At 46.9% G+C, this 24435-nt stretch carries 25 protein-coding genes and 2 tRNA genes; 14 read left to right on the forward strand and 13 right to left on the reverse strand.

The genetic code is table 11. The features are described from left to right. Positions 1-7: 7 nt before the first annotated feature. Together FD977_RS07790 and FD977_RS07795 are read right to left on the reverse strand one after the other, a co-directional pair. Positions 8-1318, reverse strand: coding sequence for a homoserine dehydrogenase (locus FD977_RS07790; RefSeq protein WP_215304726.1), 1311 nt, complete (start codon positions 1316-1318; stop codon positions 8-10). After that, positions 1315-2583, reverse strand: coding sequence for a pyridoxal phosphate-dependent aminotransferase (locus tag FD977_RS07795; protein WP_215304728.1), 1269 nt, complete (start codon positions 2581-2583; stop codon positions 1315-1317). The genes FD977_RS07790 and FD977_RS07795 overlap by 4 nt, the downstream gene beginning before the upstream one ends. 79 nt (positions 2584-2662) lie before the next feature. Between FD977_RS07795 and FD977_RS07800 the strand changes: the two genes are divergently transcribed. The 11 genes from FD977_RS07800 to FD977_RS07850 all read left to right on the forward strand — a co-directional run bounded on the left by FD977_RS07800 (position 2663) and on the right by FD977_RS07850 (position 13146). Continuing rightward, the gene (locus FD977_RS07800; RefSeq protein WP_215304730.1) at positions 2663-3040 is read left to right on the forward strand and encodes an Mth938-like domain-containing protein; all 378 of its coding nucleotides are present in this window, start codon (positions 2663-2665) and stop codon (positions 3038-3040) included. Beyond that, positions 3040-4734, forward strand: a complete 1695-nt coding sequence (locus FD977_RS07805) for a glycosyltransferase family 39 protein (RefSeq protein ID WP_215304732.1) — start codon at positions 3040-3042, stop codon at positions 4732-4734. Before FD977_RS07800 ends, FD977_RS07805 begins: the two co-directional genes overlap by 1 nt. Before the next feature lie 15 nt (positions 4735-4749). Beyond that, on the forward strand, positions 4750-5922 hold the full coding sequence (locus tag FD977_RS07810; protein ID WP_215304734.1) for a DegT/DnrJ/EryC1/StrS aminotransferase family protein: 1173 nt from the start codon (positions 4750-4752) through the stop codon (positions 5920-5922). 31 nt (positions 5923-5953) lie between these two features. After that, on the forward strand, positions 5954-6925 hold the full coding sequence (locus FD977_RS07815; RefSeq protein ID WP_215304735.1) for a glycosyltransferase: 972 nt from the start codon (positions 5954-5956) through the stop codon (positions 6923-6925). Next, positions 6926-7795: a formyltransferase gene (locus tag FD977_RS07820; protein WP_215304737.1), complete on the forward strand. Its 870-nt coding sequence runs from the start codon at positions 6926-6928 to the stop codon at positions 7793-7795. A 46-nt stretch (positions 7796-7841) separates the two neighbouring features. Next, positions 7842-8888: a bifunctional UDP-4-keto-pentose/UDP-xylose synthase gene (locus FD977_RS07825; protein WP_215304739.1), complete on the forward strand. Its 1047-nt coding sequence runs from the start codon at positions 7842-7844 to the stop codon at positions 8886-8888. A gap of 22 nt (positions 8889-8910) precedes the next feature. Beyond that, entirely contained in the window at positions 8911-9828 is a 918-nt protein-coding gene (locus FD977_RS07830) for a polysaccharide deacetylase family protein (protein WP_215304740.1), read from the forward strand. A gap of 48 nt (positions 9829-9876) precedes the next feature. After that, complete coding sequence (locus FD977_RS07835; RefSeq protein ID WP_215304742.1) at positions 9877-10344, forward strand: peroxiredoxin; 468 nt, start codon at positions 9877-9879, stop codon at positions 10342-10344. A 234-nt stretch (positions 10345-10578) separates the two neighbouring features. Continuing rightward, on the forward strand, positions 10579-12255 hold the full coding sequence (locus tag FD977_RS07840; protein WP_215304744.1) for a PhoH family protein: 1677 nt from the start codon (positions 10579-10581) through the stop codon (positions 12253-12255). Then, positions 12236-12766 (forward strand): C40 family peptidase, encoded by a 531-nt coding sequence (locus FD977_RS07845; protein ID WP_215304746.1) that lies wholly within the window; start codon positions 12236-12238, stop codon positions 12764-12766. Before FD977_RS07840 ends, FD977_RS07845 begins: the two co-directional genes overlap by 20 nt. A 113-nt stretch (positions 12767-12879) precedes the next feature. Beyond that, on the forward strand, positions 12880-13146 hold the full coding sequence (locus FD977_RS07850; protein WP_215304748.1) for a hypothetical protein: 267 nt from the start codon (positions 12880-12882) through the stop codon (positions 13144-13146). Between the two features lie 93 nt (positions 13147-13239). Here FD977_RS07850 and dnaB read toward each other — a convergent pair whose 3' ends face one another. The 6 genes from dnaB to FD977_RS07880 form a co-directional block, all read right to left on the reverse strand. Continuing rightward, on the reverse strand, positions 13240-15735 hold the full coding sequence (gene dnaB / locus FD977_RS07855; protein WP_371743104.1) for a replicative DNA helicase: 2496 nt from the start codon (positions 15733-15735) through the stop codon (positions 13240-13242). Between the two features lie 38 nt (positions 15736-15773). Beyond that, a complete protein-coding gene (gene rplI, locus FD977_RS07860) occupies positions 15774-16226 on the reverse strand; it encodes a 50S ribosomal protein L9 (protein ID WP_015421571.1) in 453 nt (150 codons plus the stop codon). A 13-nt stretch (positions 16227-16239) separates the two neighbouring features. Beyond that, complete coding sequence (gene rpsR / locus FD977_RS07865) at positions 16240-16512, reverse strand: 30S ribosomal protein S18 (RefSeq protein ID WP_011902267.1); 273 nt, start codon at positions 16510-16512, stop codon at positions 16240-16242. 13 nt (positions 16513-16525) lie between these two features. Beyond that, entirely contained in the window at positions 16526-16819 is a 294-nt protein-coding gene (gene priB / locus FD977_RS07870; RefSeq protein WP_215304750.1) for a primosomal replication protein N, read from the reverse strand. 59 nt (positions 16820-16878) lie between these two features. Then, positions 16879-17253: a 30S ribosomal protein S6 gene (gene rpsF, locus FD977_RS07875; RefSeq protein ID WP_215304752.1), complete on the reverse strand. Its 375-nt coding sequence runs from the start codon at positions 17251-17253 to the stop codon at positions 16879-16881. 133 nt (positions 17254-17386) lie between these two features. After that, entirely contained in the window at positions 17387-18460 is a 1074-nt protein-coding gene (locus FD977_RS07880; RefSeq protein WP_215304754.1) for an asparaginase domain-containing protein, read from the reverse strand. Positions 18461-18521: 61 nt separating this feature from the next. Here FD977_RS07880 and lexA point away from each other — a divergent pair, with 61 nt between their 5' ends. Next, entirely contained in the window at positions 18522-19241 is a 720-nt protein-coding gene (lexA, locus tag FD977_RS07885; RefSeq protein ID WP_215304756.1) for a transcriptional repressor LexA, read from the forward strand. Between the two features lie 67 nt (positions 19242-19308). Here the strand turns inward: lexA and FD977_RS07890 are convergent, their stop codons facing one another. The 5 genes from FD977_RS07890 to uvrC form a co-directional block, all read right to left on the reverse strand. Next, positions 19309-19770, reverse strand: coding sequence for a hypothetical protein (locus tag FD977_RS07890; protein ID WP_215304757.1), 462 nt, complete (start codon positions 19768-19770; stop codon positions 19309-19311). A gap of 30 nt (positions 19771-19800) precedes the next feature. Continuing rightward, positions 19801-19874, reverse strand: a tRNA-Cys gene (locus FD977_RS07895). Positions 19875-19924: 50 nt separating this feature from the next. Then, positions 19925-20000, reverse strand: a tRNA-Gly gene (locus FD977_RS07900). Between the two features lie 117 nt (positions 20001-20117). Next, positions 20118-20693 (reverse strand): CDP-diacylglycerol--glycerol-3-phosphate 3-phosphatidyltransferase, encoded by a 576-nt coding sequence (gene pgsA / locus FD977_RS07905; RefSeq protein ID WP_215304759.1) that lies wholly within the window; start codon positions 20691-20693, stop codon positions 20118-20120. Between the two features lie 36 nt (positions 20694-20729). After that, complete coding sequence (uvrC, locus tag FD977_RS07910; RefSeq protein ID WP_215304761.1) at positions 20730-22670, reverse strand: excinuclease ABC subunit UvrC; 1941 nt, start codon at positions 22668-22670, stop codon at positions 20730-20732. Here uvrC and earP point away from each other — a divergent pair. Then, complete coding sequence (gene earP / locus FD977_RS07915) at positions 22669-23748, forward strand: elongation factor P maturation arginine rhamnosyltransferase EarP (RefSeq protein ID WP_215304763.1); 1080 nt, start codon at positions 22669-22671, stop codon at positions 23746-23748. The two genes, uvrC and earP, sit on opposite strands and share 2 nt — an antisense overlap. Positions 23749-23835: 87 nt before the next feature. Further along, positions 23836-24396 (forward strand): elongation factor P, encoded by a 561-nt coding sequence (gene efp / locus FD977_RS07920; RefSeq protein ID WP_215304765.1) that lies wholly within the window; start codon positions 23836-23838, stop codon positions 24394-24396. The last annotated feature ends 39 nt before the right edge of the window (positions 24397-24435 follow it).

The raw sequence follows: 24435 nt of genomic DNA on the forward strand, positions 1-24435 counted from the left end.
ATTTGTATTAGGACAGATTTTCTAAGCGGATCTTCACTACTTCACCGGCAACAGTTTTCAGATTCTGAATTTCCCCAATTGCTGCCAGCATGTGCTTTTCTTTAGTCTCGTGGGTGAGCGCAACCAAGTCGGTTTGACTTTCACCTTCATCAGCCTCTTTTTGCAAGAGAGCATCGATCGAGATGCTATGAGCGGCCAAGATCTTGGTAATGTCAGCTAACACACCGGCTTGATCCGCTACGCGCAAACGCAAGTAGTAGCTCGTAGTAATTTCACCCATGGGCAATACGGTGATGTCACGCACCGCATCTGGCTGAAACGCCAAGTAAGGAACTCGGCTCTCTGGGCTTGCGCCCAATAAACGCGTGATATCTACTAAGTCAGCAATCACAGCAGAAGCGGTTGGCTCTGAGCCTGCGCCTTTACCGTAGTAGAGCGTAGTGCCTACAGCATCACCAAATACCTGAACGGCATTCATGGCGCCTTCCACATTTGCAATTAAACGCTTGGTCGGAATCAATGTTGGATGCACACGCAACTCAACTCCAGTAGTTGTCTTTTTCGCAATACCAAGCAACTTGATACGGTAGCCTAACTGCTCAGCATATTTAATGTCGATGGCATCTAACTTGGTAATACCCTCAACGTGCGCCTTCTCAAATTGCATCGGAATACCAAATGCAATTGCACTCATGATGGTGGCCTTGTGGGCAGCATCTACACCTTCAATATCAAATGTCGGATCTGCCTCTGCATAACCCAAACGCTGAGCCTCTTTCAAGACCGTCGCAAAGTCTAAGCCTTTGTCGCGCATCTCAGAAAGAATGAAATTAGTTGTGCCATTGATGATGCCAGCGATCCACTCGATGCGGTTCGCAGTTAAGCCTTCACGAAGCGCTTTAATAATTGGAATACCGCCAGCAACAGCCGCTTCAAAGGCGACCATCACACCCTTTTCGTGGGCAGCTTTAAAAATCTCATTGCCATGCACCGCAATCAAAGCCTTATTGGCTGTGACTACATGCTTACCAGCGGCAATTGCCTCAAGAACCAGGTCCTTAGCAATACCGTAACCGCCGATCAATTCAACAACGATATCAATTTCAGGGTTGTTAATCACAGCACGTGCATCACTCACAACTTGTGCACGGTCTTTTACTAGCTCTTTGGCACGCTCTACATTGAGGTCGGCAACCGTATTAATACGAATGCTGCGGCCAGCACGACGGGTAATTTCATCTTGGTTACGCTCGAGGACAGTAAATACACCGCCACCTACAGTGCCAATACCTAATAGACCAACTTGAATCGGTTTCATGATGCCTTTGCTGCTGTTGAATTAGTCGAATTATTTACTTTACGACTGTGTTTTTGACGATAACGTTCTAGGAAACGTGCAAGACGACCAATCGCCTCTTTCAGCACATCTTCATGAGGTAAGAACACTACGCGGAAGTGATCTGACTTGATCCAGTTAAAACCAGAGCCTTGCACCAACAATACTTTTTCTTCTCTGAGAAGGTCGGCTACAAATTGCTGATCATCTTCAATCGGGTACATCTCGGGATCCAGTTTTGGAAATAAATACAAAGCAGATTTTGGCTTAACGCAAGTCACACCCGGAATTGAAGTAATGAGTTTCCAAGCGAGATCGCGCTGTTTCGCCAAGCGGCCACCTTCAGCCACTAGATCATTAATACTTTGATAGCCGCCCAAAGCCGTCTGAATGGCGTACTGGCCTGGCACGTTGGCACATAGGCGCATCGAGGACAACATATTGAGACCTTCGATGTAATCACGGATCATCTCCTTGTCCCCAGAAACTACCATCCAGCCAGCGCGGTAGCCGCAAGAGCGATAGTTTTTGGATAAACCATTGAAGGTGATGGTGACTACGTCAGTGGATAAGGATGCTAAAGAGACATGCTTCTCTTGGTCGTACAGCATCTTGTCGTAAATCTCGTCAGCAAACAAAATTAAGTCATGCTCACGCGCAATCGAAGTTAACTCTGTCAACACTTCTTTGGAATAAATTGCGCCGGTTGGATTATTCGGGTTGATTACTACAATCGCTTTGGTGCGCGGTGTAATCTTTTTGCGCAGATCGGCCAAATCTGGCGCCCACTCTTTAGACTCATCACACAAGTAATGCACTGGGGTGCCGCCAGATAGGCTCACCGCAGCAGTCCATAAGGGGTAATCTGGGGCTGGTACTAATACTTCATCACCGTTGTTGAGTAATGCATTCATTGCCAGAACAATCAATTCAGAAACCCCATTGCCGGTATAGATGTCATCCAAAGTAACGCCCTGGATGCCCTTTTCCTGGCAATATTGCATGATGGCTTTTCGGGCCGCAAAAATTCCTTTGGAATCGGAGTACGCTGAGGCATTACCCAAATTACGGATCATGTCCAACTGAATCTCTTCTGGAGGATCAAATCCAAAAACACCCACATTGCCGATGTTTAATTTGATGATTTTGTGGCCCTCTTCCTCCATGCGCTGCGCGAGTTCCAGCACGGGTCCACGAATGTCATAACAGACGTGATTGAGTTTTTCGGACTTTAGGATCGGTTTCACAATAAATTAAAGGATAAGTTCTTGAAATCTAGGAAAAAACAGCTGGCTATAATCAGCACAATTATGACAGAGAGTCCATGTGAAGCTTCAATCTGACCCCCATTCCGGAGCCAATACGATCACCGGTTACGGCGATGGCTACATTGAGATCAATAAGATCCCCTATAGTCACGCGGTTTTACTGAGTTCTGACGGTGAAATCTTGGAATGGGCCGTAAAGTCCTTTGAGGAGCTGAGTTCAGCAGATTTCGCTCAAATGGCTTCTCTTAAGCCTGAATTAATCATTATTGGCACTGGTAAACGCCAGCGCTTCCCAAGACCTGAGCTTTTAAAAACACTTATTGAAGCCAAGCTTGGCTTTGAGGTAATGGATTCTCAGGCTGCTTGTCGCACTTACAACATCCTTGTCGGCGAAGGCCGCCAAGTCCTTCTAGCCCTTATTGTGGAAGCCGTCTAATGCAGTTTGGCCAAATTCGACAGTCAAGCGCCCTCAACCCAGCAACTATTTTGGTTCTGGTCTTGATCTATGCCTTACTGTGGTTTGGCACCTTAAATTACCGTCACCTCATTCCATCAGATGAAGGACGTTATGCCGAGATTGCCCGTGAGATGCTCGTCACCGGAGATTGGGTCACCCCACGCTACAACGGTTATAAGTATTTTGAAAAACCTCCGCTACAAATTTGGGCTACCGCCGCTACTTTCAATCTTTTTGGTATTGGTGATTGGCAAGCACGCTTATGGACAGCGCTTACTGGATTTCTAACAATAGTATTTATTGGATTTACTGGTGCACGCATCTACAGCCCGCGAGCAGGCTGGTTAGCTGCCATCGCGTTAGCCTCAAGTCCAATGTGGGTGATTGGTGGACACATCAACTCACTCGACATGGGATTGTCAGCATTTTTGGTTGCGGCACTATGCAGCCTTTTGTTGGCACAAACTTCTCGTAACTCGAGTGGCACCAAAGGTTGGATGTGGGCCTGCTGGGCATTCATGGCCTTGGCGACCTTATCCAAAGGTGTTGTTGGGCTTGCGATCCCCGGCATGGTATTTGCTGTTTATTCGATTACTGCGTGGGACTGGAAAATCTGGAAGCGACTGCACATCATTAGCGGCGCAATTTTATTTTTAGCAATTACTATGCCCTGGTTTTTCCTGGTGTCCCAGCGCAATCCAGAGTTTCTAGAGTTCTTTTTTATTCATGAACACCTGCAACGATTTACGCAAACAGCTCATAGCCGCACTGGTCCGATTTATTACTTCATACCACTTCTGCTAATCGGCTTTTTGCCATGGATTGCACAGACCCCTGGAGCTCTTGCTCAGGCTTGGCAAGAGCGCAATCGACAGTTTTCCAGCGGCTGGTTACTCACCTGCTGGTTTGCCGTCATCATGGGATTTTTTAGCATCTCTCAATCAAAATTACCTGGCTACATCATCCCAGTCTTTCCGGCACTGGCAATCCTTGTTGGTCATTGCTTAGATCGCAATTTGGGCCTTGGTAATACGCTAGGCTTACCTTGGAAATTACAAGCCCTCTTCTTTGCAATCCTGGGTGGCGTTGGATTTTTCTTTTTAGGCGAGGTTAGTAAACAAGCAAGGCCTGATGAAATCGAGTCCTATGCGCAATATATCTATTGGATAGTTGCCGCGCTGATTGCCCTAATTACATTTAACCTCCTAACGCTCATACAAAGTAAGCGAAATGGTTTTGCCAGCATTACCAGCTTTGCTTGCGGCTTTTTTCTCTGCGCACTTATCGCAGGTACAGGACATGAGACTCTAGGTCGCGTGGTATCGGGCATTGATCTAGTCGAGAAAGTTAAACCAGGCATTCCGGAAAAAGTGAATTTTTATTCCGTCAGAATTCTAGATCACACAGTGCCGTTCTATCTTGGCAGAACTATGACGATGGTGGAATTTTTAGATGAGCTGAAGTTTGGCGCCCAGCAAGAACCTGAGTTGTGGCTACCTACGTTAGATGCGTTTATCGAGCGGTGGAAAGAAGATCAAACCGCTTATGCCTTGATGGTTCCAGAGCAATACATCGAGCTGCAGAAACTCAATGTACCAATGCAAGAAGTGGGTAGAGATTCTCGGCGCGTGATTGTTAAACATCCTGAATCACAAAGTAGATCAGCACAATAAATTCTTAAGGCCACCATGTCAGTCACTCAAAACACCCTGCCTTTTATTCCATTTACGCGCCCAGACTTTAATCAAGAAACGATTGATGCGGTTGCCGAGGTTCTGCGTTCTGGTTGGGTTACTTCAGGTCCAAAGTTAGCTGAATTCGAGGCCACCTTGAGTGACTATTTTGGCGGTCGCCCTGTGCGTTGTTTTGCCAACGGCACAGCCACTATGAAAATCGCCCTTCAGGTTGCTGGTATTTGTCCTGGCGATGAAGTCATCACTACACCGATTTCTTGGGTGGCTACTTCGAATGTGATTCTGAGCGTAGGTGCTACACCTGTGTTTGTAGACATTGACCCCATTACACGTAACATCGATTTAAACCAGATAGCTGCAGCCATTACGCCGAAGACTCGGGCCATCATGCCCGTCTATTTAGCTGGACTACCTGTCGATATGGATCAACTTTATGACTTGGCCAAGCAATATAAGCTCCGAGTAATTGAGGATGCCGCACAAGCATTTGGGTCTCAGTGGAAAGGTCGAAAGATTGGGAGTATTGGCGACCTCGTGAGTTTTAGTTTTCAGGCAAACAAAAACTTATCCACTGTTGAAGGCGGCTGTCTTGTTTTTAACAATATAGATGAAGCAAAGCTCGCAGAGAAGTTTCGCCTTCAAGGTCTCACACGCCAAGGCATGGATGGAATGGATGTGGATGTACTAGGTGGCAAAGATAATTTGACGGATGTGAACGCAGTTATCGGCCTGCACCAACTCAAACAGTTGCCGGAGTTTCAGGCGCGCAGAAGTGCTTTGGCTAAACAGTATTTCGATGCCATTCGTAGTGAAATGAAATCTGCTGACTTAATGACTCTTAATTTAGAGCTGCCTGTGGAGAACTTTATCGACAGCAACTGGCACATGTTCCAAGTTGTACTTCCACTTGAGCAATTGAATGTGGATCGCGCGCAGGTGATGTCTGAACTCAAAGATTTGGGTATTGGTACTGGCGTTCACTACCCCTTAATTACTGGATTTACGCTTTACCAAAAGCTGGGCTACAAAATGGAGGTCACTCCAGTTGCAATGCGTATTGGCCGCTCCATTTTGACCCTCCCCCTTTTTCCAGGCATGGCAGATGAAGATATTGGCCGTATAGCCAAGGGTTTGACTGGAATTCTGAAGAAACATCGTAAAAACTAGGGTCGAGAACGGAATCAGGCAAAATTGCAGCATGACTGCAAATTTAGCTACCCAAGCCTGCAATCCAACACTCAGCATTGTCATTCCCGTTTACAACGAGGAAGACGGCCTTCAAGCACTCTTTGATCGCTTATACCCTGCGCTAGATGTCATGGCCAGTAAGCGCAAAATTACTTATGAAGTGGTGTTTGTGAATGATGGCAGCAAAGATCGCTCCGCCGGCATCCTGGCCAAGCAAGTTGAGCTGCGCCCGGATGTCACACGTGCGGTGTTATTTCACAGCAATTTTGGTCAGCACATGGCGATCATGGCTGGCTTTGAATACTCTCGTGGCGAGTACATCATCACGCTCGACGCTGACTTGCAGAATCCCCCAGAAGAAATCGATGCCTTGGTAAATGAATTGCTTCAAGGTCATGACTACGTTGGCACTATTCGCGCCGATCGTCGCGATAGCTTCTTCAGAAAATTCGCCTCACGCGCAATGAATCATTTGCGTCAAAAAATCACGCGCATCACCATGACTGATCAAGGTTGCATGCTGCGTGGCTATAGCCGTCGTATTGTTGATCTCGTACGTCAGTGCGATGAGAGCAACACCTTTATTCCGGCGCTGGCTTACACCTTCGCATCCAATCCAACCGAAATTACCGTTAAACATGAAGAGCGTTTTGCCGGTGAGTCCAAGTACAGCCTTTATCAACTCATTCGCCTGAACTTTGATTTAGTGACTGGCTTTTCTGTAATGCCTTTGCAGATTTTCTCGATTCTAGGCATGTTGCTGGCAATGGCTGCGGGCAGTCTATTTATCTACCTTTTGGTTCGCCGCTTTGTACTCGGTGCTGAGGTTGAAGGGGTATTCACCCTCTTCGCCCTCACCTTCTTCCTGATTGGCGTGATGCTTTTTGGTCTTGGTCTACTCGGTGAGTACATTGGCCGCATCTACCAACAGGTTCGCGAGCGTCCACGCTATGTTGTGCAAACTGTTTTAGAGAAAAAATAATTGCACGCAGTCGTCTTTGCTTATCACGATGTTGGCGTTAACTGCCTTAAGGCATTACTCGGTGCAGGCATTGAGATTGATCTTGTAGTTACCCATCAAGATGATCCTAATGAGAATGTCTGGTTTGGGAGCGTTGCAAAACTGTGTGAGGATCAACAGATTCCTTACATCACACCAGATGCCAATCAGTTGATGGATCTAGTACCGCAACTTCAAAAGTTGGCGCCAGATTACCTTTTCTCTTTTTACTATCGTCACATGATTCCAGCAGAACTTTTGGCCTGCGCCAAGATTGCGGCTCTGAATATGCACGGCTCACTGTTACCCAAATTCCGAGGACGGGCACCAATCAATTGGGCCATCCTGCATGGTGCAACGGAAACCGGTGCGACCTTACACATGATGGAAATCAAACCGGATGCGGGTGATATTGTGGGACAGTCAGCAGTCTCGATTGGACCCAATGAAACTGCCACCGATGTCTTTACTAAGGTTAGCCAGGCAGCTGTCACGGTAATGCATCAGGTTCTACCCAAGCTTGTTCAAGGCCACATTCCCAAAAAACCCAATGATCTGTCTCAGGGGAGCTATTTTGGGGGCCGTAAGCCTGCTGATGGGCAAATTCTGTGGCATCAGACCGCTCAACAGGTTCACAACCTGGTGAGAGCCGTTGCGCCCCCTTATCCAGGGGCTTTTACAGACTGGCAAGGTCAGCGCCAGATTGTGGCTCGGACCAGCCTAGAAGGCCCATTTCCGAGGGAGCTAGATCTTCAGACTCCCGGCATCCAAGTGGTTGATAATCAGGTATTCGGCGTTTGTGGTGACCAAAAAGCGGTAGCGATACTGGACTGGTTCCCAGCAAATAGCTAACAAATTACAAGTAGCACTCTTTAGATTAAAAAACGAGGCAGTAAAGATGAAAAAAGTACTCATTCTTGGTGTAAACGGCTTTATTGGCCACCACCTTTCAAAGCGCATCCTGGAGACAACTGATTGGGATGTCTATGGCATGGATATGCAAAACGATCGCCTTGGTGATTTAGTAAACCATCCCCGCATGCACTTCTTTGAAGGTGATATCACCATCAATAAAGAATGGGTTGAATACCATATCCGTAAATGCGATGTCATCCTACCCTTAGTAGCGATTGCGACGCCAGCAACATATGTTCAGCAGCCATTAAAAGTATTTGAGCTCGACTTCGAAGCTAACTTACCAATCGTGCGCTCAGCAGTTAAATACAAAAAGCATTTGGTCTTCCCATCCACATCCGAAGTCTATGGCATGTGTGAAGACGGTGAGTTTGATCCCGCTGCGTCGAATATGGTTTACGGCCCAATCAACAAGCCACGCTGGATCTATGCTTGCTCTAAGCAGTTGATGGATCGTGTGATCTGGGGTTACGGCATGGAAGGTTTGCGCTTCACCCTCTTTCGTCCATTTAACTGGATTGGCCCTGGACTTGATAGTATCTACACACCAAAAGAAGGTTCTTCCCGTGTCGTTACCCAGTTCTTAGGTCATATCGTTCGCGGCGAACCCATCAACGTGGTTGACGGTGGCGCGCAAAAACGTGCCTTTACTTATATTGATGATGGTATCGATGCCTTAATGCGCATCATCGACAATAAAGATGGCATTGCTGATGGCAAGATCTACAACATCGGTAATCCAAAGAACAATCACTCTATTCGTGAACTTGCTAATCAGATGCTTGATATCGCCCGAAGTATTCCAGAGTACGCAAAGATGGCGAATGAAGTGAAAATCGTAGAAACCACTTCTGGCGCTTACTATGGCGAAGGCTATCAGGATGTTCAGAACCGTGTTCCTGCAATTGATAACACGATGACTGAATTAAGTTGGAAGCCAACGATCAATATGAGCGATGCGCTGAAGAACATTTTTGAAGCCTATCGCCATGACGTAGAAAACGCACGTCATTTAGTTGACAAAGAATAAGCGAAAGTACGTTTAGGGCTTCATGGCTAAGATTGCACTCAAGGTAGATGTTGATACTCTGCGCGGGACCAAAGAAGGTGTCCCGAACCTAGCGCGCACGCTTGAGCGCTTTGGCCTGAAAGCCACCTTCCTATTTAGCCTAGGCCCTGACCACACTGGCTGGGCACTCAAGCGAGTTTTTAAGCCGGGCTTTCTTAAGAAAGTGAGCCGCACTTCCGTTGTTGAACACTACGGTATTAAGACTTTGCTTTACGGCGTCCTTCTTCCCGGCCCCGATATTGGCAAACAAGCTGCCGCTGAAATGCGTGCCATAGATGCGGCTGGTCATGAGACTGGTATTCATACCTGGGATCACGTAGCTTGGCAAGATGCTGTGCGTCATCGCGATGCCCAATGGACTAAAGCGCAGATGCAAAAAAGCTGGGATCGTTTTGTAGAAATCTTTGGTCACCCACCAGCCACTTATGGTGCCGCTGGTTGGCAAATGAATGAAGCAGCCTTTGAGCAACTTGATCAATGGGGCATTCAATATTCTTCCGATGGCAGAGCTGAGCCTAACTTGATGCCTTATCGTTTTGACCTGCCTTCTGGCAAAGCAAAGCACGTGCAATATCCAACCACCCTACCAACTTTTGATGAGTTGATTGGAATAGATGATGCCGATGAATTTGGGGCCGTAAAAAAACTGCTTGAGATTACCCAAAGCAATCCGAACGATCAGGTGTTTACGCTGCATGCAGAGCTTGAGGGTCAGAAGCTTCTACCCGCCTTTGAGAAACTCTTAGCGGGCTGGTTAAATCAAGGACATGATCTAGTTACCATGGGGGAGCTGCATCAATCCTGGGCAGCCACTAAGCAACTGGATAAAATAGCCGTACAGCCAGTCTCCTGGGGGGAAATACCCAATAGAAGTGGCGAGCTCATTTTGCAAACGGTATGAGTTAGCTCAGAATACGTAATACATCAAGTTAAATAAGAGAGTTCCATCATGACAGTAGAAATTGGTAAATCAATGCCCCGATGTGCAATCCCGGCAACATCAGGATTGACCTTTACCCCAGACTCAGCCAAAGGCAAAAAACTGGTTGTCTACTTTTATCCAAAAGATATGACTCCAGGCTGCACCGCGGAGTCTGGTGAATTTCGGGACAACATAGATGCCTTCACTAAAGCCAATACTTTGATCGTTGGCGTATCTCGAGATAGCCTCAAATCTCACGACAATTTCCGCAGCAAACTAGAGCTGCCATTCGAACTCGTTGCCGATACCGAAGAAACCCTATGTCAGCTTTTTGGCGTCATGAAAATGAAGAATATGTATGGCAAGCAAGTTCGTGGCGTCGAGCGCAGCACCTTCCTCTTTGACTCTTCGGGCAAGCTGGTAAAAGAGTGGCGTGGCCTTAAGATTCCCGGACATGTGACAGAGGTATTACAAGCAGCCCAAGCCACTAAATAATTTTTAAATTAATTTAATCTGGGGCACTTGCAAAGCCTAAAATTTGGGGTAAAGTAGTTCTTATGCACCGTAAACGACGGGAAAGTCTCACAATCCGTTTGACTCACCAGCCTAAACATTTAAGAGTAGGCTTGGTAAACAACCCCCGCCGTTTTACAGTTCGCTTTACACCTAGTTTCGTTATAAGCCGTCAATGCAACCCGCTTGACGGTTTTTTCTTTTAGGAGAGTCTGCATGCCATTGCCCCCAATCCCAACTCAAATTGCTGGCCAAGTAAAAATTAATAGCAAGGACACCCCGAATTTAAAGAAACGTCCTGCGCCAGCAAAAACTGTTGTGATGGAAAGCCATGCGCCAGATTGGACAACAGATGCAGAGGAAGATCTTTCTGATGCTGAAGTAGTGCTTGAGAAAATCAAAAGTGACCACAATCCAGTAGTTGTGCGTAGTGGTCGTAGTGATAACAAGATAGCGAATGTTCCCGAAAAACCAAAGCGCATTATTCGCACAGGTCCACCAAGCCTATTTGTACTCGATACCAATGTATTGATGCATGATCCTAGCTCGCTGTTTCGCTTCTCCGAGCATGATCTCTTCTTGCCGATGACTACTCTTGAGGAGCTGGACAACCATAAGAAGGGCATGACGGAGGTTGCTCGCAACGCCCGTACAGTAAGTCGCTCCTTAGATCAATTGGTAGCCGGCACCAGCGGCACATTAGACGATGGTATTCCCCTGAATAAGCTTGGCAATCAAGATGTATCTGGTCGACTCTTCTTCCAGACAAAGCTGACTACTCAAGCTCTACCAGAGGGCTTGCCTGAAGGTAAGGGCGATAACCTCATCTTGGCAGTAGTCAGTGAGCTACAAAAGACACGTAAGGGACAGGAAGTTGTTCTGGTATCTAAAGATATCAATATGCGCATTAAGGCGCGCGCGCTTGGTTTGCCTGCTGAAGATTACTTCAACGACCAGGTCTTAGAAGATCGTGACTTAATGTATTCCGGCGTTATGGCACTACCTGCAGACTTTTGGCCAAAGCATGGCAAAGATATGGAGAGCTGGGCTGACGGTAAATCTGGAACGATGTTTTATCGCGTAACCGGCCCTTCAGTTCTCGGCATGTTAGTAAATCAGTTTGTCTATCAAGAAAACCCTGATGGCTCTACACCCTTCTACGCCCAAGTTAAAGAGATCAACGGCAAGACTGCCCTCCTCCAAACCTTGAGGGACTTTTCTCATCAAAAAAATAATGTATGGAGTGTGACCGCGCGCAATCGCGAGCAGAACTTTGCCATGAACCTGCTCATGAACCCGGATGTGGATTTCATCACATTGCTGGGGCAAGCAGGTACTGGTAAAACTCTGCTAGCCTTAGCTGCCGGCCTGGAGCAAGTGCTGGATAGTAAGCGCTATAACGAGATCATTATTACCCGAGCTACTGTTCCCGTAGGTGAAGATATTGGATTTTTGCCAGGTACCGAAGAAGAGAAAATGCAGCCTTGGATGGGTGCATTTGATGACAACCTTGAAGTACTACAACGCAATGAAGACGGTAGCGCTGGTGAATGGGGTCGTGCTGCCACACAAGAATTGATTCGTTCACGCATTAAGGTCAAGAGCATGAACTTCATGCGTGGTAGAACTTTTGTCAGTAAGTTTGTGATTATTGATGAAGCGCAAAACTTAACACCAAAGCAAATGAAAACCTTGGTTACGCGTGCAGGTCCAGGAACCAAAATTATTTGTTTAGGTAATATTGCGCAGATCGATACACCTTACTTAACCGAAGGCTCTTCAGGTCTCACTTATGTAGTGGATCGCTTCAAAGGCTGGCGTCATGGTGGGCATGTGACACTGGCTCGCGGTGAGCGTTCACGTCTTGCGGATCATGCTGCTGACGCACTCTAAGCAAACCCTCTCATGCCGCACTCTGATGGGGTGCGGCATTTTTATTTGCGTCCTAGCAATACTGTCGGGTTGCAGCAGCTTTGGCTCAAAGAATAGTGCAGCTAAAGTTACCCAGTTCAAACAAGATACCAGTGTAGGCACCGAAGATATCTCGATTGCTGCAGTGGGTTTAGTTGGGGTTCCTTATCGTTATGGAGGAAACAACCCTAGCGGAGGGTTTGATTGCAGTGGCTTCATTGCTTATGTCTATAACAAATCTGCAAACATCAAGTTACCTAGGACTATTCAGGAGATGAGTAATCGAGGTCAAAGCGTAGATAGTGGCCCACCCGCACCAGGAGACCTCGTCTTCTTCAACACTACTGGTACAAAGTACTCGCATGCAGGCATCTATGTAGGTCAAGGAAGATTTGTGCACGCCCCAAGCGCTGGTGGAACTGTGCGCTTGGAATACATCACTACCCCCTACTGGGCGGCTAGATTTACTGAGGCTAGAAGATTGACGCCCTAACCATTAGCCTTTGAGCTGATAGCATTACACCGTATTCCCAAAATCTTAAATATTGTTTACATTAATAAGCAGAACAATTGGTTCTTTAGATTTCTCATTTGGGAGTGGCTCGTATGAAGAAAATTATCATCGCTTTAAGTATTGCATTTAGTTTTACAATTCCATCTGTTGCCTTTGCAGATCAAGCAGCCTGTGAAGCCAAAGCAGTTAGTAAAGAAGGCAAGCCACTCTACGGCGCAGCTAAAGACGCATCTATTAAGAAATGTATGGGCGATGCCAAACCTAATGATTGCGAAGCTAAAGCTCTAAGCAAAGACGGTAAGCCGCTTTATGGAGCTGCCAAATCTGCATCTATTAAGAAATGTGAAGGCGGCAAGTAAATACCTTTCGCATCAAGTTAAAAAGCCTCGCAATGCGAGGCTTTTTTATTCTTATCTGTTATTACTTATTAGCTTCAGTTTTTTTCTTCTGAATTAGAACGGCTCGTATCCACCAGAGGAATATCCAACTGATCCCATCGCCAAGTTGTCGAACTTTGTATATGGACCTTGCCAGCTTAAGCGCACAGTACCAATTGGTCCATTACGCTGTTTGCCGATAATGATCTCTGCCATACCTTTGTCTTGGGTTGTATCTGGGTGATATACCTCATCACGGTAGATGAACATAATTAAGTCGGCATCCTGCTCGATTGCACCCGACTCTCGCAAGTCAGACATGATTGGGCGCTTGTTAGGGCGCTGCTCTAGGCCACGGTTTAACTGTGACAAAGCAACTACTGGACACTGCAATTCTTTTGCGAGCGACTTGAGTGAGCGCGAGATCTCAGAGATCTCTGTTGCACGATTCTCAGAACCTGAACCGCTCATTAACTGCAAGTAATCAATCACAACCAGACCAAGTGTTCCACCAAAGTTACGCGCAATACGACGTGCACGGGCACGTAGCTCTAAACTTGATAAGGCACCTGTCTCATCAATCAAAATTTGGGTATTACTTAAACGCGCAATGGCATCCGTGACACGTGGCCACTCATCATCTTGCAGCTTGCCGGTACGCATACGACTTTGGTCAACGCGCCCTACCGAACCAAGTAAACGGGCTGCTAATTGCTCACCTGACATCTCCATTGAGAAAACAACGACTGGCAAGCCTTCAGCTAAGGCGACGTTCTCAGCGATATTGAGTGCAAATGCAGTGTTGTGGGTCACTACGTAATCATTAGTTACATAAGTTCTGTCTGGGTGACTAACGGAGATACATTGAGCCTCAGTTACTCTGGATGGCTCGATACTTTTAAAGGTAATTCTGCGTTGGCGATCCCACGTTGATCTGAGTCTTTCCTTCTTTTCAGGCAAAGTAAATGCCTGGAAGCCAGGAGCAAAACTCATATTTAAAACGTAAGCCAAACGACCCTGCTTCTTCTCGCCTTTGTAAGTGTAGCTTGACTGTTTGTGCGCGATTGAGCAAAAACCGCCTAATGATCTAGCCAAAGAAGCCACGTCTTCTGATAGTTGCTTACTTGCAGTACAAAAACGAATAGATCCCCACTTCTCAATCCAGCCATCAGTGTCCATCAAACCCTGAAACAGCGCGACACGAGAAGTCTTATTCGCCTCGAGATAAGTCGCAGGAATATATTTATCAAAGTTTCTGCAACCGAGAACGCCTATATCTTGTAAGGCAGAGCGGAAGTAATTTGTTGGCACAGACTGACGTTGACCATTAGCAGCGAATCTGGCTTTTGAGACCAATCTCCAGTCATATGCGTTGGCATGAACCAACTCCATCTCATAGCCAGCTAGAGCATTCATGCGCTCAATGAGCTCAGGAGATTTAGTTGAGAACATCACGCTACCGTGAGACAAGGCCAAAGTTCCATCGCCGAGCAGTGCACCTAGTACCCAAGGGTTTATTGGCAATGCATTTGAGTGACCAAAATCACCTGAAACAGGATCTATCCACAGACGGTTCTTGTAGCGAACACAAGAAAGCATTTCCATTAAACGCGCAGTATTAATAACTTTGGGTGCATCCCAATCCCGATACATGACGCGCCAGAGATGCTCATCGCAGCACTCAGCTTCACGACCATCAGAGAAAGTGACTTTGTAAATCTGTTTAATACCTTGCGGATAGATACCGGTAACCATGGAATGCTGGCCATCCACAGAGGCAAGGCGATCGCCAAAACGCAAATCGCCCATCAGCTTCCAGCCGTCAACCGTTTTTACTTTGGCATCCAGTGGCTGCGCTTTACCCATCGACGGTCTACCAGCAACAATCACTAAGTCACCTTTTTGCAGACCGCTAGTTTGTTTATCTAGATCAATGAAGCCAGTTGCAATGCCGGTGATATCACTGCCACCTTGACGGTTGTAGAGTTCATCAATACGAGCGACAACAGTTTTAAGTAATGGTTCGATCTCGAGGTAATCAGCTTTGCGACTACCCTCTTCACCGATTTGCAGAATGCGTGACTCCGCTTCATCCAAGAGCGTTCTTACAGAACGACCCTCTGGAACAAATGCAGAGTTCACAATGTTGTCAGACACTTCGATTAGGCGACGCAGAATGCTGCGATCACGAACAATGTCGGCATAGCCTTTAATGTTCGCTGCACTAGGCGTGCTTTGAGCTAATGAATTAAGGTAATCGATACCAACTAAGTCGCCACCCTGCTCGGACTTAACAGCCTCATGGACAGTAATGACGTCAGCGGGATGATTGTCGCCAACTAAACGCTGAATGACCTTGTAGATCAGAGCATGTTCAGGACGATAGAAATCTTTATCAGTTAACACGCCACCCAGGCGATCCCAGGCTGTGTTATCGATCAGTAGACCGCCGAGCAAAGATTGCTCGGCTTCTACAGAATGCGGCGGTACTTTTAAAGCCTGCAAGGCTGCATCCCCAGAACCCATCATGCCGGGATTCGACATAAGGGAACGTGAGCGGGATTCAGCCATGAGGCTAGCGATTTAATAAAAAACCGAAGATCTAAAACTTACGCTTGCTCGCCAACTACACGGATAGTAATGTCAGCCACTACATCGGTATGAACAGCAACCGCTACAGGGTGATCACCAACCATCTTCAACGGGCCAGTAGGCATACGTACAGAAGCTTTTTCGATTACAAAGCCTTTGGCTTTCAAAGCATCAGCGATGTCATGGTTGGTTACAGAACCAAACAAACGACCGTCAACGCCTGCTTTTTGACCGATTTCAAGAACCAAGTCTTTGAGCTTTGCGCCAACCGCTTCAGCGGCAGCCAACTTCTCAGCAGCCAGCTTCTCCAACTCAGCACGACGTACTGCAAAGTCGGCGATGGCTGTTTCAGTTGCACGACGAGCTTTACGTTGTGGGATTAGGAAATTACGAGCATAACCGTCTTTAACACGAACGATGTCACCGAGGTTGCCCAGGTTAATTACTTTTTCTAAAAGAATGATTTGCATTGAGGGCTCCCAATTATTTCTTGTGTTGATCGGAGAATGGCAACAAAGCCAAGTAACGGGCACGCTTGATAGCAGTGTCTAACTGACGCTGATATTTAGCTTTTGTGCCTGTTAAACGTGCAGGAGTGATCTTGGCGTTTTCGCCAATGAAGTCCTTCAATGTGTCTACATCTTTGTAGTCAATCTGTTCTACGCCAGCAACAGTGAAACGGCAATAACGCTTACGCTTGAACAATGGGTTCTGAGCTGGTTTCTTTTTGAAATCGGGTTTCTTTCCAAACGCCATGATGATTTCCTCTTTAATTTTTCAATTGAATATGGATGATATGGAAAACAAGTCTTTGATTACGTAGAGTCTTGGGTGCTAAGAATCCTTCAAACACTGCCTCGGCTCCTAAATCCATTTGCTCTAAGCCCTTTTGTATCGGACCAATTGCTATGGCTTCAACACTCATCTGAATTTTCCTAGCCACTCCTACCTCGTTTACTTCGCCGCTATGTTCTAGCTGGCAATGCATCACCGGTATTCCTGCTGGTGTAAATCGAATCGCGTCTTTAGATACCAAGAATGCAGTTAGGGTGAAATGATTCAACGCCGCTCCGTCACTCTGATACGTTTTCTAGTCTGTGTATTCCTCTTCAAATTTCTAACTTAAGCCGCTACTACAGGAGCGTCGGATTGAGCTGATTTGCGCGCTTCTTCACGTTGCACTTCTTTCATCATGATGGAAGGCTCTGTTTCAGCTTTCTTCGTCTTGATGATGAGGTGACGCAAAACAGCATCGTTAAATTTGAATGCGTGCTCGAGCTCGTCCAGAGTTTTCTGGTCGCACTCAATATTCATGCAAACGTAATGGGCTTTAGCAAGTTTGTCGATCATGTAAGCCATCTGACGACGACCCCAATCTTCCATACGATGAATTTTGCCGCCAGCAGCAGCTAATGTCGCTTTGTAGCGATCGATCATCGCAGGCACTTGCTCGCTTTGGTCCGGGTGGACGATAAAGACGATTTCATAATGACGCATCTAACACTCCTTAAGGATAAAGTCACCTGGGCGTCTTGCTAACTTCCGATGGTTTTAAAGTTAGCGCCAGTGTGACAAGGTAGTAACAAATTGTAGATAAAACTAACTACACATATTTACAGCTTTTAAGTCCTCACCGTATTTCAGGTAAGTCCGCTATTCTAGCAAAAAAATCCTGCCAAGTCAGGGGTTTACCTGCTTTATTTGCCTGCTTTGAGGCATTTAGAGCCAATTGAAGGGCAATTCTGGCTCTAGGTGCAGTCAGAGCCCCCGAAGCATGGCATCCGGGCGCGTCTGCCTCGGGAATGTTGTGCAAAGTAGTCCCAGCACCCGTTCTAGTTGTTCTGACCAAAGCAATACCCTGAGCCATCGCCTGGTTCAAAGGTTTGATCCAGTCATCATGAAAGCCGCCCTGCCCGGAACCAGCAAGCACAAAGCCCTGAACGGCGCTACTAAGCCAATGTGAGATAGTTTCAGGACGAGCACCCGCATGACTAGTCAGAATTTCCACCCAAGGCCACTCGCCCTCCTGGGGAATAGGTAAATCTTCATTCCAGGCTGCTTGAATAGCCTTCACCCCAGATAGCCAAGAGGGATTAATTAGGCTCACCGAACTTGATGGGGAATTCTGTAATGGTGCATTAAGGGCTGTAGCATGACGCTTAGCTAATTCCATCGCCAGACATCCGCGCCCGTCTATCACTGCATAAATTCCGCCAGGACAGTTATCAATGGGCGTGGAAGCCCAGCGCAAGGCGTCCAATAAATTAGAGGGTCCATCGGCTCCAGGCACATTGCTCGGGAGCATGGCCCCAGTCAAAATAACCCTCTTAGACTGAGTATGAGCTAACTTTCCGCAAGTTACCTGCAAAAATAAGCCCGTTTCCTCAATCGTATCGGTGCCGTGGGTAATCACAATACCCCTCACAGAAGCATCCAACAGAGCCTCTCTTACAGCAAGCCCGAGCGCGGTGAGGTGAATGTCAGTCAGATTGCGGCTGTTGATATTGGCCAGTTGACGCGAAACCAGCTTGACCCCTGCAGGCACCACCGACTGAATCTGCGCCACCAATGTATCAACCCCTACTTGGCCAGCTTGGTATTGATGGGGATTTTCTGGGTTTGGTGCCAGGCCAGCAATGGTGCCACCCATACCCAAAACCAGGAGATGGGGAGTATTTTCAGAAATACTATGATTTGAGGTCATTTCTATATTATCCACCTCTAAATTGCTTGAAAATTCAAATACTGCTGTATACAATCCCAGTATGGATATAAATACAGTCGATTTTCCAGAGGAGCTGACTGCCCTCCCCAAACTCACCTCACGTCAAAGTGAGATTTTGGAATTGATTACCAAGGCCATCGATGAAAGTGGTTCGCCACCTACGCGCGCTGAAATTGCGACGCAACTGGGCTTTGCTTCTGCCAACGCTGCTGAAGAGCACTTACGCGCATTAGCAAAAAAAGGGTATATCGAACTGACACCGGGAACTTCACGTGGCATTCGCATTCCACAACGATTTAATCAAACACATAATCCCAATAAATATCGCCAAATGTCATTGCCTTCTGGCGCGCTTCAGCAACTGACACTGCCACTCATTGGTCGTGTTGCAGCGGGCTCTCCAATCATGGCTGTTGAGCACATTGAAAAACAAGTGCCAATTGATCCAAGCTTGTTTAGCAAAGGTGCTGACTACTTACTCAAGGTGGTTGGGATGAGCATGCGTGATGCTGGTATTTTGGATGGTGACTATCTCGCAGTGCGAAAAACTTCTGAGGTTCGTAACGGCGATATCGTGGTTGCGCGCTTAGATGATGAAGTTACAGTAAAACGTTGGAACCAAAAGAAAACTGCGTATGGCATGGTGATTGAATTACAAGCCGAGAACCCAGACTTCAAAAATATTTTGGTAGATAAACACCAACCGAACTTTGCAGTTGAAGGACAAGCAGTTGGCCTCATTAGGGCTGGCGGACTATAAGCCCCGACCCCTTAAGCAAAAGGCCTCGTTAGAGGCCTTTTGCTATTGCTCGCCAATATAACTATTGTTATTTCTTAGTAGGCGCAACTACGTTTGCATTCTTAGGGGATGCAGTAATAGTGATGATTGTCTTTGGGCCAGTGAATGGACCTTCATTTAATTCTACGGTTGAGGTGCGATCACCTTTAGTGAAAACCAAAATACTGGTTTTTGATTTCACTGCACTCACGGTAGTCCAACCCACTTTGGGATACTCGGCTTGGAAGAATGCATAAATATCTGTTGGGGTTTGCACGCCAGATAAAACTACGCGCCCAACCCAGTTATCGCCACGACCAATAATCAGTGAATCAGAGCCAATCATTTTTGATGCAGCCGGTAATGGCATATCGCCCAAAAGTTGCGATTGAATTTCCTGAACTTCACTAGGCGTACCTGTTGGAGAGTCACCGGAAGATGCGCACGCTGCTAGCAGCATAGATAGCGCAAAAGCTAATGAAAGTTGCTGAACTTGTTTAAGTTGGATCATCTTCTTGCCCTGGTAATCAATCTACATTACTGGAGGCGCGTGAGGGAATCGAACCCCCGTACGAAGCTTTGCAGGCTCCTGCCTAACCACTCGGCCAACGCGCCATATGCTTGAATCAAAAATGGGAAGCTTTTTTAGGGCTTCCCATCGAACTTGGAGCGGGAAAGGAGGTTCGAACTCCCGACCTATACCTTGGCAAGGTATCGCTCTACCAGCTGAGCTATTCCCGCATAACAGGGCAACAGTTTAGCAAACAATTGGAGGGAGCGCATGAATTACGAAGAAGACTCCCTACTCACGGGACTGATGCTTACAGCAGACCCTTATCAGCCATAGGCTTGTGGACATTACTCGATTTTATCAACTAGCTGAGGCAAGGCCTTTTTCATGTAATAGAACATGGACCAAAGTGTCAAAAAGGATGCAATCCAGATTAACCAAGTGCCGACTTGTGCGCAATTCAACCAGCCAAATATAGTGTCGTTCAACAATAAAAATGGAATCGCCACAAGTTGAGCCGTTGTCTTGAGTTTGCCGACCATATGCACAGCAACGCTTTTTCCGGCACCCAAGAGCGCCATCCATTCTCTTAGTGCTGAGATAGTAATTTCACGTCCAATAATGATGAGGGCAACCCAAACCTGTACACGATCCATATTGAGAAGAACCAACAATGCAGCAGCAACAATCAACTTATCTGCTACCGGGTCTAAGAATTGACCAAACGCCGACTCTTGTTTCATTTTGCGCGCTAAGTAACCATCCAACCAGTCAGTAGCTGCTGCAAAAACAAAAATGACTGTGGCTGTGAGATTCTTTTCAAAAGGAGTTAGCCAGCTATTGGGCAAATAGAACACTGCGACAACAAGCGGGATTGCGGCAACGCGCAACCAGGTCAGGGCAATGGGTAAATTAAACGGCATAACTGAAGCATAAACCAATGCGAGTGAGCTGGGCAATCAATGGAGTTGCTTATAGATTTGCTCGGCCAATGCCGTGGATATTCCCTCAACACTGGAGAGCTCTTCGATAGTGGCATTGGAAACGCCACGCAAACCCCCAAAACGGGCTAGTAATTTTTGACGACGTTTCGCTCCGATACCCTCAATCTCTTCCAACTGAGAAACTGTCCTCGCTTTTGCACGCTTTGCGCGCATGCCCGTAATGGCAAAGCGATGCGCCTCGTCTCGAATTTGCGCCACCAATAACAAAGCTACGCTATCGATGCCGAGTTCGAGCGATTTTCGTCCGTCCGCAAAAATGAGTGTCTCAAGACCTACCTTACGCCCCTCACCTTTAGCGACTCCAACAATCAAGCTGATATCCATACCAAATTCAGAAAGCACTTGTCTTGCCATCTCAACCTGGCCCTTGCCACCATCAATCAAAATGACTTGCGGCATCTTCTCGACAGGGAGCTCTTGGAAGTTGGCATAACGGCGCTGTAAGACCTGACGCATTGCGGCGTAATCATCGCCAGGGGTAATGTCATTAATATTGAAGCGGCGGTATTCGCTAGGCTGCATCGCATTTTTGGAATACACCACACAAGAAGCTTGCGTAGCCTCACCAGAGGTATGACTAATGTCAAAACACTCTATACGCAACTGCTCGAGACTTTCTAATTCCAAAACCAAAACATCAGCCAGTGCTCTTGCTCTCGCTAGTTGTCCACCAGTCTCGACCAGACGCTTCGCTATCGCAATCTTGGCATTACCCTCAGCCATCGCCAACCAATGCCGTCTCTGGCCTTGTGGCTGGTGCAGGAAAGTAATACGTTTACCAGCTTGCGCATTGAGTAAATCATGCAAACCCTCTGGGGCTGAGTGCTCGGTAATATCTTCAGTAGCTTCTTCAGGCGCCGCAATATCATCCACTAACTTTCTCAAGGGGTGATTCAGAATCAGTACGGGTGGAATTAAATTGGTAGTCGCCTCACCATCACCGGATTTTTCCTCCAGGTAATGCTGAGCGATAAAGGCTTCCAGAATTTCAGCGGGTGGAGGAAGCTCTCCAGACGTTGAGCGCAGGCCCTTAGGGAAGTAAGCGCGGTCACCCAAATGGCGACCACCACGAATCATTGCCAGATTGACGCAGACCACACCTTCCATTTGAGCTACAGCAATAACATCAACATCACCTTCGCCATCAGCAACGGTGTCCATCGACTGCTGTTGCAAGACACTAGAAAGATCCGCAATGCGATCCCTTAGTACTGCAGCCATTTCAAATTCCATAGCATCGCTGTAAGCGTGCATCTTTTTTTCAAGCTCAGAGAGTACGCGACTATGGTCACCCTCTAAGAAACGTTTTGCCTGAGCAACATCTTGCCCATACTGCTCTACGTTCAGGCGACCAACACAAGGTGCACTACAGCGATGAATTTGATGCAATAAACAAGGACGGCTTCGGTTTTTAAAAACAGAGTCTTCACAGGTTCTCAGACGAAAGACTTTTTGCAAAATCTGAACGCTATTACGCACCGCCCATGAATTCGGAAATGGGCCAAAGTAGTGATTGCGCTTATCCGTTTTTCCTCGATAGGAGGCTAGACGTGGAAACTGGTGCCCCGTCAACATGACATAGGGATAGGACTTATCATCTCGAAAGAGAATATTGAATGGAGGAGCTAACTCCTTAATCAAATTGTTCTCTAGAATTAAGGCTTCGGTTTCTGAGCGTGTTACTGTAGTTTCGTAGCGGGCAATTTTTCCCACCATCAGCTCTATCCGTGGTGAAAGCTGAGTTCGCTGGAAGTAACTAGATACCCGCTTTTTGAGGTTGCGCGCTTTTCCGACATACAAAATATGTCCCGCCTCGTCAAAGAAGCGATACACCCCCGGCAATCCGGGTAGCCGTTTAACATCCTGCTGAAGGGTTTCAAAAAGCGAATTGCTCATGCGTTGGGATATTTTCTGTCAAATCGTAGACAACTATGGTGATGCCGGTGTTTGCTGGCGCCTAGCAAGAAGCTTAACAAGTCTTCATGGCCAAGACGTGCGCATTTTCTGTGACGATCTCCCAACCCTTAATTTACTCGCTTCTGGGGTTGACCCAGAAATCAAGCGTCGTATCGACATCCAAGCTTGGGAAGCAAGTCATAACAACAGCCGTCATCCGGGTGAGGCTCCCGATGTGGTGATTGAGGCATTTGGGTGCGATCTTCCGGAGCGTTACCTGAGAGGCCTACTGATTGCCCCCAAAAAACCTATCATCATTAATCTGGAGTATTTAACTGCAGAGCCGTGGATAGTAGACTTTCATCAGAAAGCATCCCCGCAGGCACACGGTATTCCGAAATACTTTTTCTTTCCTGGCTTCCAGACGAATGCGGGTGGCATTTTGACTGATCCAATTCCTCAGGAATCATCGCTAACTGAGCAATTAATTCCCGAGAGCCTCAAGAAAAACTGGAAGTTATTGCGACCTAATGCAAAACGTATCAGTGTTTTTTGCTACCCAGGTGTACCGCTCCTCAAATGGTTAGAAGATCTAGCAACATTGGATGAGAACTTCGATATTGTGCTGACTCATGGCCAGCTTGAGCAATTGCAGTTCAGCTCAGGCCATCCAAGCAAAGCACTTGTTCTCCCTGAATCCATTCAACTCATCTCCATTCCCTTTCTCTCTCAAGATGAATACGATTGGGTCCTTTCTCAATGTGACTTCAATATTGTTCGGGGTGAAGATTCTTTTGTCCGAGCGCAGTTGGCTGGCAAGCCCTTCATCTGGCATATTTACCCACAAGCAGATCGCGCTCACGAAACCAAGTTGGCTGCATTTTTAGATCTCTATCTTGAAGATGCATCGCAAGAGCTTAAGCATGCTGTCATTGCAGCAATGACTTGGGCAATGCCCAGCAAGTGGTATCACTCCATTGATGCCTGGAACGCCCATTCCAAGGCTTGGCGAGCAGATTTACTTGAAAAACAAGCTGATGGTGGCCTAGCTGCCCGTCTAATGAGTTTTGTAGCCTGATCTTGGGCGAATTACGCCTGCGGGCGGTTACAATCTTGTTTTTGATAAAAACCGCAGAAAATCAGCTCTGCACCCAGGAATAGCAAGATGAAAACAGCACAAGAACTCCGCGTTGGTAACGTAGTAATGATCGGCACTGATGCCATGGTCGTTTTAAAAGCAGAATACAGCCGCTCAGGCCGTAACTCCTCTGTTGTGAAAATGAAATTTAAGAACTTGTTAACTGGCGCGCCCAACGAAGGCGTATTCAAAGCAGATGACAAGTTCGATGTGGTGATCTTGGATAAGAAAGATTGCACCTACTCTTACTTCGCAGATCCAATGTATGTATTTATGGACACCGAGTACAACCAATATGAAGTAGAAGCTGAATTCATGGGCGATGCATTGCATTACCTCGAAGAAAGCATGCCTTGCGAAGTTGTGTTCTACGAAGGCAAAGCACTCTCAGTAGCCATGCCAAACTCTTTGGTTCGTGAAATCATTTACACAGAGCCAGCAGTTAAAGGCGATACCAGCTCAGGCAAAGTATTGAAGAATGCAAAATTGGCTACTGGCTATGAATTGCAAGTGCCACTGTTCTGTAACACCGGCGACAAGATCGAGATCGATACGCGTACTGGTGAATATCGTAGCCGCGCTAACTAATTAGCTCACTCGATAAGGAAAAGCCCGGTACGCCGGGCT

This window comes from Polynucleobacter sp. AP-Elch-400A-B2 (assembly GCF_018688355.1).
In the GTDB taxonomy this organism is placed as follows: Bacteria; Pseudomonadota; Gammaproteobacteria; order Burkholderiales; family Burkholderiaceae; genus Polynucleobacter.